The organism is Companilactobacillus furfuricola, from assembly GCF_003946325.1.
GTDB lineage: Bacteria > Bacillota > Bacilli > Lactobacillales > Lactobacillaceae > Companilactobacillus > Companilactobacillus furfuricola.
In genome coordinates this window covers 1-13,064 of sequence record NZ_RHNT01000066.1, presented here as the reverse complement: position 1 = coordinate 13,064, position 13,064 = coordinate 1, and the positions used below count along the sequence as shown (strand labels likewise).

Below are 13,064 nucleotides of genomic sequence, written 5' to 3'. Positions count from 1 at the left end.
AAATCCTTGTGCTTCCAATGCGTTTTTTCTATCTCTTAAACTCATGTTTATTTACCATCCTTGTTAGTTGTTCGTGTTTGTGCGGGCATGTCTTTGACTAATGCTCCTGGTATTGCTGATAAAATTCTTAAAATCTGTGGATCATCAATTTCAGACTGTTTGTACTTGCGTCTGATATCAGTAACTGTTTGGATATAGTTCTTTCCCAAATGTTGAGTGCGAATAACAAGATCACAGTTACCATTTACAACGTTGTAATATTTTTGTCTCAACGCAGGAACTGGTACTGGTTGTTCGTTATCATCAGAACGTGTATCTTCACGACTGATGTAAACTACATTCATAGGTAGTGCTTTAAGGTTCATAACCAATTCTTGGAGCATAGAATTAAACATTGAGTACCCTTTTCCGTAAGGAATGTCGGACAATGACTTTTTATGAGCTTCCATACATATTGCCTGATCAATCAATACTGTTACATCTTCAATGACATCGATCACTACGGTCTTGAACGTGTTCTGTTCAGTACGCAAAGCAAGAATGTACTTATCCAAAATATCAATTACAGACTCAGTAATTTTTCCTTGGGAATTAACCTTATTAAGTAATGCAATAGTTGGACGTGTTCCAGAGTTCTTCTCGTTGCCGTCAGTGCTGAATACGATTGAATCTGGAAAATATGAAGCTAAATAACTCTTACCCGACATGGTTGCACCCCAGATAAAGAAATTTCTAGGCGTGTTGTGTGGTTGGTGTGGTTCGTTTTTTGGTAGTATAGTCACTTAATAAATCCTCTTTTCTTTCCGTAGTAATAAATCCATCCTTTTTTGTAATTCTTGAATTCAGCAAATGCTTTTATCTCTGCCATATTCTTCAATTGGTTTGGCGTCTTATCTGCTACTTTGGTAGCTAGATTGCTGTTCATGATCATATGGGCTTTTCTTAATCGTTCCTCTTTAACTTTTTTAAGTTCGGCATCTTCTACTACTTCAAGTTCCTTTTCTTCGGTAAGCTCTGCGCCACAGAAGGGACACACATCTTTTGTTCTATAAAACGTCATGAAACACTTCGGGCAAACCGTCACTGATTTAACATCAGTACGACCGCCAGTTGAACCGGATTTCTTTGAACCCGTTAATTTCCAGTCACGTGGCTCTGTTGGTAAACCAAATCGGTTTACATTTCCAACGTGGTCAATGATGATAGCCGTCTTGCCTTCACGTGGATTCATACATCTCATACTGAATTGAAGATATAAAGATAAAGATTGAGTTGGTCGCAACATAATCACACAATCAACATTTGGCAAGTCCAATCCTTCGGTAAATAGTTCCGCATTGGTAACTACTTGAATTTTTCCGTTTCGATAATCATTAATTATTGAATCACGTTCATCTTTAGGAGTGTTCCCACTCACGGCTCTAGCAGTTATGTCATTGCCATTTAATTCACTTGCTAATCGTTCAGCGCTAGCCACGTTGTATGCATATGCGATGGCCTGCTTGTCCCCCGCTAGTTTCTGGAATGTCTTCACAGCGTTGCCATACACCTTAGGCTTGAACGCCTTAGCGATAGATTTTTCATCAAACTCGCCGTTTCTCTTAGTTTTAAGTTGTGATATATCTAGTTGAACCGGTGCGTAGTAATCGACTGGTGCTAGAAATCCATCCTTAATCAATTGTTTTATTGAGTTTCCTAGTATTAAGTCGTCAGCCACATCATCAAACCCGCTACCGTCTAGACGGTAAGGCGTGGCAGTAAAAAGTAATTTCAATGCATTAGGAAACGTATCAAGTATTCTCATGTAGCTTTTAGCTTTAACGTGGTGCCCTTCATCAACAAAAATTATTGATGGTGGTTTTAACTTGTCTACGTGTCTTGTTATGGTTTGTACCATTCCAATTTTTGCCAGTGACATATCAACACCTTGTGCTTTAAATGTCGAAACAACTTGATCCACGATTTCTTTACGGTGAACAATGAATAAAATTCTATTGCCCTTAGCCGTTGCCCGTCTTGCTATCTCGCCCATGATTACTGTCTTACCAGTGCGAGGTGGTTGCTGAACAATGATTGAACGGTTGCCTCTATCAAAAGAACGATAGATATTATTGATTGTTTTTAGTTGATAAGGTCTTAACTCAAACAATATTTATCTAATCCTTACAGACGAGCCAGTTTTCAATTCAGCACCTGGAACATCTTTCCCTTCCTTGAGTAACCGTGATACTTCTTTCTTGTTCAATACTTGCTTGGTTTCAAATAAATAAGCAGGAATATCATGTTCATCCAGAATATTCACAGATGGATTGTTTTTCTGGATATAGATAGTGAATTCTGGAGTTTTGATCTTAGGCGTAGAAGTTTCCTCCATAGCAATTTGCAGGTTCTGTTTTAGTCGCTTGCGATTGTTTGCAATGACATGAGCCCGTGCAGTAAGGCGTTGTGCTTCTTCCTTTAGTGCAGCTTCATCTTTTGCTAGTTCCTTATCTACCTTTGCGTATCCGACAGCTTTGTCTTCAATGGCATCAGTGATACTGTCCATGGTGTCGTGATATAAAGTTGGATCAGTGTCTTCTGCATATTCTAGTAATTTCAAGTAATTACCAGTTAATTCATATAATGTGGTCATTATTTTTCCTCCTTGATTTCAACGTGTTCAATTGAATATTCAACGAAGCGATTAACAATTTGGCGAATAGGTAGACCAGTTTCTGCTTTCAACTCGACAATTTTTTTGTAAAGATCACTGTCAATGAATACGGGCTTTGAATAATTTTCTTGTGCCTTTGGTTGTTTTTCTAATACTAATTTTTCTTTGTTCATAATTAACGTTCCTCCGTGTTATAATTTGTGTGTAAAATATTTTTATTTGCGTCCTTCGTCATTGCAGTGGCGAGGGACTTTTTTATTTGGTGTAATTCGTTTGCTTGCCGAATGTACTCTGCCTTGTTCCGTTTAGTGGGCATCCAGTTGTATGCATGTCTAGCTTTGTAGAATTCAATAGCTTTATCGATCAATACATCTAATTCATGTTCCATTGCTTTAACTCCTCCTTGGTACGGTTCATCTCATCCACGATCTTGAAATAATCGTGGACAACATTGCCGTATGTTAGTTGTTTCTTCACAATCCTGTCCCTAAATTCTTCCCAGTGTCGCTGTGCATAATACGCATCAGCCACCTTATCCATTGCGTTCATCCCTGTAACCTCCTAAATATTCCATTGATACTTTAAAAATCTGTGCAAGCGTGTGGAAATCGTCAATCAACATTGGTACATCTCCACGCTCCCAGCCATGAATTGTGGAAGGACTGACATGAAAATATTCAGCTAATTGTTTCTGCTTTATAGATTGTTCTCTTCTTAGTTCTTTAATCCTGTTGCTCATCACCATCACCTCTCTCTGGTCTAGTTAGTGAACCGTATGCTGATTCGTCTTGTAGCCATTCGTCAAAACCGTCCATTGGTTCACTCCTTTTTTAGTTGGTCAATCTGGCCATTAACAATCCAATAATGAAAGTAAGGATTGCAGTAATAATGCTTGGTAGAATGCTTGGTCCCCATTTTTTATACTTATCTTTCATTCCTTAACACCTCCAGGTGTTTATTTTTTTAGCAAAATAACTTCATACTCTTGTGGCATATCAACTGGTTCACCGTACTTTTTTACTAGTTCCCAGTCTCGATACTTTCCACATTCAAGAATCTCTGGACTTAGTGCTAACATCATTTCTAGATGTCTAATCTTTTTCTTTAACTCTTTGATCTCATCCATCATTCAAACCACCCGTTCATGAATTTTTTAGCTTTGCTACGTGCGTGAATCATCACATATCTAGTAATCAAAACACTTGATAGCATTGTGGCCATGAATACTACGAATAAAAAATCTAGTGATACTTTAATCATCATTAATACCTTCTTTACTTTTAGATAATTTCAAAGCTTCATTGCATGAAGAATTTTACTTAGATTCTTGTAAACAAGTTGCAGAACATTATGGTTTAAAGGAATCGATGTTTGACCAGAAATAATTGAACCTTTGAACCTTACGTTTTTTAAAGTTAGCTCATCTCCGCATGAGTTAGCTTTTTTTATTTTTCTCATTTAGTCCTCCTACAAGTCGAAGTCAAAGCACTCTTTTATGAAATTTCTGACTCCGTGATATTTAGTTAGTAAGTATGTAATTGCCCACACTAATGCTGGCACCCAAATGATTGCTGGTATTGATATGCTTCTCATAAAACTTTGCTCCCACGCTTGTTTTTATTTGTTTAGTAGATAATCGTCTACTTCTTTTTTGTTATAAAACTTTGTTCCACCAATGATGTGAAACGGTAAATCTGATAAGTGTTCTCTAATAGTGCTATCAGAAATTGGTAGATAATCGACTAGTTCAGAAGTCTTCATCCAAGTTTTTTGGACTTTAGCTTCATTAGCTTTGCTGATTCCTGACATTACTGTTTGATAAACCTGTAATTCCACATCTTCAAGTTGTTGTGGACTCAATAAAATTTCAATTGGTCTTGTTTGCATGGTTAGACCTCCATAAGTTGTTCAATCATAGGATAAATATCGTGCTGCTTAAGAACTTCATATAGTCCTAAACGACCTTTTTGAGTCCACTTAGTGTTTAAAACAGCCTTTTCAGTTCCATCTTTTCGTTTGACCATCGTTGTATCTGAATGAGTCCAACCGTTATGTTGATATTTAGAATAAAGTAACCACGTTTTACCTTGTTTATATTGAATTCCAAGTTCATGAAGTTTGGCATTCATTTCTCTACCACTCATCCCGTAATCTTTAGCAATAACTGTGATCGTTACTAAAGATGAATTAGCGAGAACTTTGTCATAATAAGTAACTTTTGGTCTGTCTTCCGCAACTTGCTGTTCAGCAATCAATCTACCCTCACGTTCCGTCTTAAGCTGTGTGGCCAATTTAATTAAGTAATCAGGATCAGTTAACGTTTGCTCAATTGCTGAATCAGTTAAGTAAGCACCATGTTTTCGTATTGTTGGTAGAACCTCTGATGTAACCCAATCTTGAAACTTCTCAGCTGTTGCGTTATTGGCCTTAATTGCTAACTTATAAAATTGGGGTTCAGTGATAAAATCTCCCTTCGACACTTGTGTCGAAAGATATTTACTGATACGCTTCCAAATTACATATTTTTTATTATTTTTATTTTCAAAGATTCCTAATCCAATGGCTGCTTTTTCAGCATCAAATTTAATGTCACCATTTTGATTAGTACGAACTGGCAATTTGATATCACCATTTGTAAATTCTTGTAAATTGTTCATTATTTTTTCCCTTCCTAAAACTTTTGATTCGCAATTATATTTTTCAATCAATGAATCCGTTCTTTATTGGGAACGTCCTTTGTAAAAAAAATCCCGAGCTCATCCCTTGAGAATCCAAGGATAGTGGCCATTTTAGCTAATTCATCAGCACCAATCGATACGAAACCATTTTCACGTTTTGCATAGGGTGTTCTTGTGCTCCAGCCCATGCGACTCGCCATTTGATCTTGTGTGATTCCTTTTGCAATTCGTTCTGCTTTTAATCTTCTCAAATTGATTGTCATTGTCAATCACCTCCGTTCTCTTTCGAGTACGATACTTACTATAAAGGGTATGTTCTCATTTGTCAACTTTTTTTGCTAAATTAAATACATAAAGATGTTTTATTCCTATATATTGTATTCTTTTGGGAACGATGATATAATAGAAACATGTTAAGGAAACATAGTATTTAAATAGTTTTAGGAGAAAATTATGAGAACTAACGATGAAATTATGAATATATTAGATGATTTAAAATCAAAACAAAATTTATCTATAAGTGAAATAGCACGCAGAACCGGTATGGCTAAATCAGCTGTTTCCAGATATTTTAATAGAACAAGAGAATTCCCTTTAAATCGCGTAAATGATTTTGCCAAAGCATTTCATATAGAACCTGATTATTTATTGAATATCGATAACTCTCAATCTCCTAAGCATAAAACTGCAATGATTCCTATACTAGGCGAAATTGCATGTGGAGATCCAATAACTGCAGAAGAAAATATAGAAGGATATTTGGAGGAGCCTGAGGACTCACTCCCAAGTGGTACCGTATTCTATCTAGTTGCTAAAGGTCATTCAATGGAACCTACCATCCCTAATGGCTCCAATGTCTTAATTAGAGAGCAACCAGAATTTGAGGACGATGAAATAGCTGCAGTCCTAGTTAATAGTGACACTGAGGCAACTTTGAAAAGAGTAAAACACCAAGGCAATATGATTATGCTAATGCCTGATAATAAAGATTACAGTCCAATTATTATCACTTCAGATAATCCCGTAAGAATTTTAGGTAAGGCCATTCGCTATACTACTAACCTCTGATATACTTATACTGATCAAATATATATTTATGGAGGAAATTATGAAAAACAAAGGTTTAGCATTAACGGGATTAACTATTCTTTTAGCTTCAACATTGGTAGCTTGTTCAAGTGGTAGTGATACAAGTAAAAAATCTGAGAAACCAAATGATGTCAGTACAAAGACAGTTAAAAAGTCTTCAAAAAAGACTAATTCAACAAAAAAAGAAGCTGCTACTAAAATTCCAACTGATGATAATCATGAATGGTTTTTTAAGGATGATGTTTTTTATGCTGGTATGGAAACATATAAGTTAACCAAATCTGAAATACGTGATGGTATTGAAGATGGTACTAAGGTTCTCGTTATTTATACTGATATAACAAATAATTCTAAAAAAGAACAAGATCCATCAAACGTATATATGGTAGTTCATGCTAAACAAAAAACTGATACTTCAAATGTTGAACTTGAACCAGGCATGATTGGCACCGACGAAAATGGGGATAATCCATTACAACAATATGAAGATAACCTCAATAACGCTTTACTACCTGGTAAAACAGTAACTGGTATTTTGACATTCAAACTTGGGGATAACAATAATAACCCTGTCTCATTGGAATTTGATAATTCTGATTTCGATAAAATTGGTACTAAAACTTATCAAATTAATTAAAAGACAAAATAAAAAAGCCACATCCCCCAACCGACCAAAGTTCAGGATGTGACTTAAACGAAATCTATACTAAATGGGACTACTGTACCCTTTTAGCTCCTTTAGTATACCATACTGGAGGAATACTCATGGAAGTATATAAACGTGGCAAATTGGTACTCAATCATCCAACAGAGATAATGGTGTTCCGGACACTCTTTCAGAAGGACAAAATGCTAATTTAAGAATTGGTGTCGGGCTAAAACATTCAGGAAATGAAGTAACAATCAAATTTAATGACTTGACCTGGAAGGGGCAAATCCAGTAATTTCAACAAAAAATAAATCTAAGTCTCAAGTAGGCTTATTTATTTTTACCAAAATTAAGGAGGTGATGCCTGTTTAAACTCTAAAATTTATGCTCCCACGCTAAATTTGGAGGATTAAAAATGGCAACAATTACAAAATATAAAATCAAATCAGGTAAAGAATTGTGGAGATGTGTTTATCCAAGTAGCATTGATCCACTAACTAAAAAGGTTAAGAGAACAACTAAACGTGGTTTTAAAACTAAAGCCGAATGTCAAAAATTTCTTAACGCTAAATTATCAGAAATTGATAATCATGGATATTCTAGTAATGAAAATCTAAGGTATAAAGATGTTTATCAGTATTTTCTTGAGTCCTATAAGAACACTGTCAAAGAAAGTACGTTGAATCGAGTTGAGGGGCTATTTAAGCACCATATCATCCCTTCTCTGGGAAAGTACGAGATAAAAAAAATAACCGCTCCTATGTGTCAGGAAGCGGTTAACCAGTGGGCAAAGAAATTAAGTTCTTTTAAGATGGTAAAATATTATGCCAACCTAGTTTTCAAAGAAGCTATACGATTAAAAATAATATATGAAAATCCGATGGACTTAATTATTATGCCAAAGAAAAAAAGCAATGTCGGTGATGAAAAATTAACTAACTTCTAGACTAAAGAAGAAACAGCAGAATTTTTCAAGCAACTTGACACTACTTACTCTGACCACAATCAAAAAGCAATTGCCATGTTTAGAGTAGCATTTTTTACAGGAATGCGTAAAGGCGAACTTTTAGCTTTAACTATTGATGATATTGATTTCAAAAATCAAACTCTAAGGATAAATAAAACCGTTAGCCGTGGAATTGATAACACCCCTATCATCACTACTCCAAAGACTAAAACATCTGTTAGAACGATTGGATTGGACGATGAGACGTGCAAAGTATTGAAGCATTGGATAATTGAATTGCGTAAGCAAATGTTTAACCTGGGATTCAATATTGATACTACTGAAAATCAATTATTATTTCCCAATACTCAAAACCAGTTATTAAGCCTGACTAAACTAAATAAATGGCTGCAAGTTGTAATAGATGCATACAATAAAAATCATAAGGACAAGCTTAAGCGTATTAACGTCCACGGAATTAGACACACAGCGTGCTCTCTTATGCTTGAATCTGGTTCAAGTATCAAAGCCGTTCAATTACAGCTTGGTCATTCTGACACATCTCAAATCATGAAAGTTTACTGGCACGTTTCACAAAAGGCTCAATTAGATACTGTGAACAAGCTAGCTAATTTTATTGCAAAATAAAAAGCGTGACACACTCGTGACACACTTTCGTCAAAACTTATCGTAATCTATCGAAACATAAAAAATATAAAACGTTGATTTATCAGCATTTCGAGGCTTATCAAAACTCATCGAAACTGTATAAAGCGAACTACGAGAATCGAACTCGCGACACTAGCTTGGGGAGCTGGTATTTTACCATTAAACTAAGTTCGCATATGTACTTCCGTACAAATACTTATTATACCTTAAAAAAAGTAAAAATGATAAATAAATTTTAAATTTCCCATCTCAAATATGAATATAAATTGATTTTTTAGGCTTCGTAACCTAAAATTGAAGATAACGATAGAAATCTATCTAAATATCTTCATTGAGGAGAACATAGAAATGAAAAAGACTATAGTTACTTTGTTAGCTGCTGTTACTCTTATGGGAACTGCAACAGTTACAACTGCTTGTTCTAACACAAAAACAGAACAAACTGAAACACATTCAGCAAAGAAAGTTACACGTGATGAAATCGTAGGTCATGACTACGTTGGTGTAAGTAAAAACAACAAAGACCAATACATCACATTCTTCACTGGAAAGAACGGAAAAAATGTTAAGCACTTCCGTGTAAGTAAAGATGGTTCGCAAAAGACTATTACATACTTCATGAAGAAACCTGAACTAAAAATCAACAAGAAGAATCCTAAGAAGTTCACAATCAAAGGTTATTCAGTAATCGCAGAACCAGACTTCCAATTCAACTTCACAAAATCTGGCAAAACAACAATCAAGTCAGAAGACAACCAAAAATGGAAGTTATTTGATGGCACACATAAAGAAGCTATCAAACATGCACAAAACCAAGCAAAATCTGCTGACAGCAACAAATAATTAATTAGTCAATAAAAAACGATGCATCGGAAAACCCGATACATCGTTTTTTTTATATCCAAAAAATCTCAACTCCCCCTACCCAACACAATCCAATACAAAAGCGGAAAGGCGAAAGTGCAAGGAACGAGCACGTGAGCAAGAAACGAAAGTAAAAGAAGAATAAAAATACTTCCTCTTATTTAATCAAAAAAAGAAAAGCAAGATGGCAAAAGAAATGTAAGTCAGGAAACAAAATGAGTGGAGCGAAGTCCCACGAACCGAGAAAAAAGTCGGAAATCGAAATAGAGAATATATCCTAACAAAAAAAGAAACTCCTACTCCCCACCAGAATAGATGGAGCCTGAGATAGACATGTGAGAAATAGGACGCGCAAAAAGTGCCAATTTGTACAAAATAAATCGGTAAAACTCAAACCAAGGGGGGATTATTATCACTATCTAGACGGAGGGGCCCGGGGATACAGCCCTCAGTGGTGAAATTTCTCTTGGTGACGAAGGAGCCTAGAGAAAGGTGCAGTTTTGAAACAAGCGAGCGCGCTTTGCTCGATTGGTTCAAAATGTGCCCACCACGTTCCCGACCTTAGTTGTTCGGTGGCGTCGCCACCACCATAACCGGTTGCGCAAGTGCGTTAGCACTTACGTTCCTTTAACGTATCCCTGGGCCCCGGAGTCGGCATTGAACGTACCAACCAAACTACTACCACCCACCCCAGCTAACCAAACAAACTATCACAACACAGCAAAATAAAACGCTTCTGTCTGCCATAGCTCTCTTACATCTATACAAAAAAACCACCGATCCAAAAAGAATCGATGGCAACAAATCCTAATACAATGGCATATAAGTATCTCTTTCCCATTGAGAAACAGTTTGACAATACTGATCCCACTCAGCATTCTTAGCCGTAAACAAACTATTAGTCAACGACTCACCAAGTGAGCTCTGAACATATTTATCTTTACGCAAAGCCTTCAAAGCATTGTGCAAAGTAGAAGGAAGATCAGTAATACCAAGTTCCTCACGACGAGCATCAGTCATACCATAAATATTTTCCTTAACTTCTGGCATCAACTTATACTCATTGTTCAATCCATCCAAACCAGCATCAAGAATAGCAGCAATAGCAAGGTAAGGATTAGTTGTAGGATCAACACTTCTCATTTCAAGACGTTTTGACTTACCCTTAGCAGCAGGAACACGAACAAGTGGTGATCTATTCTTACTTGACCAAGCAATATATGTAGGAGCTTCATAGCCAGGAACCAAACGCTTATAAGAATTAATTGTAGGATTATTAACGGCAGTTAGTGCACGAGCATGAGTCAAAAGACCACTCAAGAACTTCTTAGCAGTATCTGAAAGCATATCATTGGCATCATCAAAGACATTATCATCACCCTTGAACAATGACATATTAATGTGCATCCCTGAACCATTGATACCTTGCAATGGTTTTGGCATGAATGTTGCGTAGAGACCGTGACGTTTAGCAACAGTCTTAACGACCAATTTGAAAGTTTGAATGCTATCAGCAGCTGAAACAGCATCTTCATACTTAAAGTCGATCTCTTGTTGACCAGGAGCAACTTCGTGGTGACTAGCTTCGATCTCAAAGCCCATTTGTTCCAAAATCAAAACAATATCGCGACGGCAACTTTCACCTAAATCAACTGGTGAGAAATCAAAATAACTACCATCATCATTTAGTTGAAGAGTTGGACGGCCCTTCTCGTCTGTATTAAATAAGAAAAATTCAGGCTCTGGCCCAATATTAAAGTCAGTGTAGCCCATATCTCTCATCTTACCGAGGATCCGGTTCAAGTTATATCTTGGATCACCGACAAATGGTGTTCCATCAGTCTCATAGATATCACAGATCAAGCGAGCAACTTTACCATGTTCTGATCCCCATGGGAAGATCAACCATGTGCTCAAATCTGGGTGCAATAACATATCACTCTCTTCAATTCTCGTAAATCCGTCGATTGAAGAACCATCGAAAGTTATTTTGTTAGCCAATACCTTTTCTAGTTGAGAAACAGGCACCTCAACGTTTTTGATCATTCCATTAATATCAGTAAACATTAAACAAATGAATTCAACATTTTCTTCACTTGCCATATCTCTAATGTCATCTGCAGAATACTTATGCATCATATCGCTCCTTCTTTGTATATACCAATTTTGTTTAGTCACTAAAAACCGTTAATCCATTAACTATTTTTAACAATAAAACGATAATACCAATGTCAATAATAACTGTCAAACCTATATATTAATATTTTTAACCATTTCTAATTTACCACGAAATTCTGAATTTTTTAGCATATATTAAGAAAAAAATATTTTATGATTTCGATTGACTTACTCCCCGATAATAGGTAAATTATAGATGCGAACAAAATACAATCTATTTTTAATAATAGTTCGCATTTTGGAGTGAATGAAAATTATGGAAGTTTTTGATTACGAGGATATCCAATTAGTTCCGAATAAATGTATCGTTAACAGTCGATCAGAATGTGATACTAGCGTCCACTTTGGACCTAAAACATTCAAGATACCGGTAGTACCTGCAAATATGCAGACGGTGATCGATGAAAACTTAGCTGAATACTTAGCTAAAAACGACTATTTTTATATCATGCACCGTTTCCAACCAGAAAAAAGAATCGATTTCATCAAGAGTATGAATAAGAAAGGCTTGTTCACCTCGATCAGTCTAGGGATCAAAGAAGAGGAATTCCAATTCATCGATGAATTAAAAGCCGAAAACCTATCTCCTGACTACATCACCATCGATGTAGCCCATGGACATAGCGACAAAGTCATCAACATGATCAAACACGTTAAACAGCAATTACCAAACACCTTCCTAATTGCCGGAAACGTCGGAACTCCTGAAGGAGTACGTGAGCTAGAAAACGCCGGCGCCGACGCTACCAAAGTAGGGATCGGACCAGGAAGAGCATGCATCACTAAAATCAAAACCGGCTTTGGAACTGGTGGTTGGCAATTAGCAGCCATTAGATTATGTGCCAAAGCCGCTAATAAACCAATCATCGCTGACGGCGGAATTAGAAATGACGGCGACATCGCCAAATCAGTCCGTTTCGGAGCTAGCATGGTAATGATCGGCTCCCTATTAGCAGGACACGAAGAATCCCCAGGCGAAACTGTGATGAAAGATGGCGTAAAGTACAAAGAATACTTTGGTTCAGCATCCCAATATCAAAAAGGCGTTTATAAAAATGTCGAAGGTAAAAAAATGCTAATAAAATGTCGCGGAAACATAGCAGACACATTAAGAGAAATGCACGAAGATCTACAGTCATCCATCTCCTACGCTGGAGGAAGAGACCTAGAATCTCTTAGAAGAGTTGACTATGTAATAGTAAGAAATTCCATCTTCAATGGAGACATGTAAATCATTAAAACTACAAAAAAATAACCAAAAGAGAATGTGACATAAGTGTTCTCTGTACAATAAAAAATGGACGAAAACCGATTTTTGGTTTTCGTCCATTTTTTGTT

18 protein-coding genes, 1 tRNA gene and 1 pseudogene are annotated in these 13,064 nt (G+C 36.3%); 6 read left to right on the top strand and 14 right to left on the bottom strand.

Going from position 1 to position 13,064, the window contains the following annotated elements:
- Positions 1 to 47 precede the first annotated feature (47 nt).
- The 12 genes from EKM78_RS11470 to EKM78_RS11430 all read right to left on the bottom strand — a co-directional run bounded on the left by EKM78_RS11470 (position 48) and on the right by EKM78_RS11430 (position 5,594).
- Positions 48 to 782 (bottom strand): ATP-binding protein, encoded by a 735-nt coding sequence (locus EKM78_RS11470; protein ID WP_125772389.1) that lies wholly within the window; start codon positions 780 to 782, stop codon positions 48 to 50.
- Positions 779 to 2,149, bottom strand: coding sequence for a DEAD/DEAH box helicase (locus EKM78_RS11465; protein ID WP_125772387.1), 1,371 nt, complete (start codon positions 2,147 to 2,149; stop codon positions 779 to 781). The genes EKM78_RS11470 and EKM78_RS11465 overlap by 4 nt, the downstream gene beginning before the upstream one ends.
- A gap of 3 nt (positions 2,150 to 2,152) precedes the next feature.
- The gene (locus EKM78_RS11460) at positions 2,153 to 2,632 is read right to left on the bottom strand and encodes a siphovirus Gp157 family protein (protein WP_125772385.1); all 480 of its coding nucleotides are present in this window, start codon (positions 2,630 to 2,632) and stop codon (positions 2,153 to 2,155) included.
- Positions 2,632 to 2,826 (bottom strand): hypothetical protein, encoded by a 195-nt coding sequence (locus tag EKM78_RS11455; RefSeq protein ID WP_125772383.1) that lies wholly within the window; start codon positions 2,824 to 2,826, stop codon positions 2,632 to 2,634. The genes EKM78_RS11460 and EKM78_RS11455 overlap by 1 nt, the downstream gene beginning before the upstream one ends.
- 2 nt (positions 2,827 to 2,828) lie before the next feature.
- Complete coding sequence (locus tag EKM78_RS11450) at positions 2,829 to 3,041, bottom strand: hypothetical protein (protein ID WP_125772381.1); 213 nt, start codon at positions 3,039 to 3,041, stop codon at positions 2,829 to 2,831.
- Positions 3,026 to 3,202, bottom strand: a complete 177-nt coding sequence (locus EKM78_RS12865) for a hypothetical protein (protein WP_164507336.1) — start codon at positions 3,200 to 3,202, stop codon at positions 3,026 to 3,028. Before EKM78_RS12865 ends, EKM78_RS11450 begins: the two co-directional genes overlap by 16 nt.
- On the bottom strand, positions 3,186 to 3,392 hold the full coding sequence (locus EKM78_RS11445; RefSeq protein ID WP_164507335.1) for a helix-turn-helix transcriptional regulator: 207 nt from the start codon (positions 3,390 to 3,392) through the stop codon (positions 3,186 to 3,188). Before EKM78_RS11445 ends, EKM78_RS12865 begins: the two co-directional genes overlap by 17 nt.
- Positions 3,393 to 3,608: 216 nt before the next feature.
- Complete coding sequence (locus EKM78_RS12860; protein WP_164507334.1) at positions 3,609 to 3,782, bottom strand: hypothetical protein; 174 nt, start codon at positions 3,780 to 3,782, stop codon at positions 3,609 to 3,611.
- Complete coding sequence (locus tag EKM78_RS12855) at positions 3,779 to 3,916, bottom strand: hypothetical protein (RefSeq protein ID WP_164507333.1); 138 nt, start codon at positions 3,914 to 3,916, stop codon at positions 3,779 to 3,781. The genes EKM78_RS12860 and EKM78_RS12855 overlap by 4 nt, the downstream gene beginning before the upstream one ends.
- A gap of 354 nt (positions 3,917 to 4,270) precedes the next feature.
- The gene (locus EKM78_RS11440) at positions 4,271 to 4,540 is read right to left on the bottom strand and encodes a helix-turn-helix domain-containing protein (RefSeq protein WP_125772377.1); all 270 of its coding nucleotides are present in this window, start codon (positions 4,538 to 4,540) and stop codon (positions 4,271 to 4,273) included.
- Positions 4,541 to 4,542: 2 nt separating this feature from the next.
- Positions 4,543 to 5,310 (bottom strand): phage antirepressor KilAC domain-containing protein, encoded by a 768-nt coding sequence (locus tag EKM78_RS11435; protein ID WP_125772375.1) that lies wholly within the window; start codon positions 5,308 to 5,310, stop codon positions 4,543 to 4,545.
- A 47-nt stretch (positions 5,311 to 5,357) separates the two neighbouring features.
- Entirely contained in the window at positions 5,358 to 5,594 is a 237-nt protein-coding gene (locus EKM78_RS11430) for a helix-turn-helix domain-containing protein (protein WP_125772373.1), read from the bottom strand.
- Positions 5,595 to 5,784: 190 nt separating this feature from the next.
- Here EKM78_RS11430 and EKM78_RS11425 point away from each other — a divergent pair, with 190 nt between their 5' ends.
- From EKM78_RS11425 to EKM78_RS13185, 4 genes and pseudogenes are all read left to right on the top strand, one after another.
- Positions 5,785 to 6,399, top strand: coding sequence for a LexA family protein (locus tag EKM78_RS11425; RefSeq protein WP_125772371.1), 615 nt, complete (start codon positions 5,785 to 5,787; stop codon positions 6,397 to 6,399).
- A 40-nt stretch (positions 6,400 to 6,439) separates the two neighbouring features.
- The gene (locus EKM78_RS11420; protein WP_125772369.1) at positions 6,440 to 7,057 is read left to right on the top strand and encodes a DUF5067 domain-containing protein; all 618 of its coding nucleotides are present in this window, start codon (positions 6,440 to 6,442) and stop codon (positions 7,055 to 7,057) included.
- A gap of 427 nt (positions 7,058 to 7,484) precedes the next feature.
- Positions 7,485 to 8,015, top strand: a complete 531-nt coding sequence (locus EKM78_RS13190; protein WP_245995075.1) for a tyrosine-type recombinase/integrase — start codon at positions 7,485 to 7,487, stop codon at positions 8,013 to 8,015.
- Between the two features lie 18 nt (positions 8,016 to 8,033).
- Positions 8,034 to 8,663 (top strand): annotated as a pseudogene (locus EKM78_RS13185) (site-specific integrase); the annotation flags it as partial.
- 124 nt (positions 8,664 to 8,787) lie between these two features.
- On the opposite strand, the gene EKM78_RS11410 reads toward EKM78_RS13185, so the two are convergent.
- Positions 8,788 to 8,858 (bottom strand) — tRNA-Gly (locus EKM78_RS11410).
- A 174-nt stretch (positions 8,859 to 9,032) separates the two neighbouring features.
- Here EKM78_RS11410 and EKM78_RS11405 point away from each other — a divergent pair.
- Positions 9,033 to 9,527 carry a hypothetical protein gene (locus EKM78_RS11405; RefSeq protein WP_125772367.1) on the top strand — a complete coding sequence of 165 codons (495 nt, stop codon included), beginning with the start codon at positions 9,033 to 9,035 and terminating at the stop codon, positions 9,525 to 9,527.
- A gap of 828 nt (positions 9,528 to 10,355) precedes the next feature.
- On the opposite strand, the gene glnA is transcribed toward EKM78_RS11405, so the two are convergent.
- Positions 10,356 to 11,687, bottom strand: a complete 1,332-nt coding sequence (gene glnA / locus EKM78_RS11400; protein ID WP_164507332.1) for a type I glutamate--ammonia ligase — start codon at positions 11,685 to 11,687, stop codon at positions 10,356 to 10,358.
- Between the two features lie 295 nt (positions 11,688 to 11,982).
- Here glnA and EKM78_RS11395 point away from each other — a divergent pair, with 295 nt between their 5' ends.
- Positions 11,983 to 12,957 (top strand): GMP reductase, encoded by a 975-nt coding sequence (locus EKM78_RS11395; protein ID WP_125772365.1) that lies wholly within the window; start codon positions 11,983 to 11,985, stop codon positions 12,955 to 12,957.
- Positions 12,958 to 13,064 lie beyond the last annotated feature (107 nt).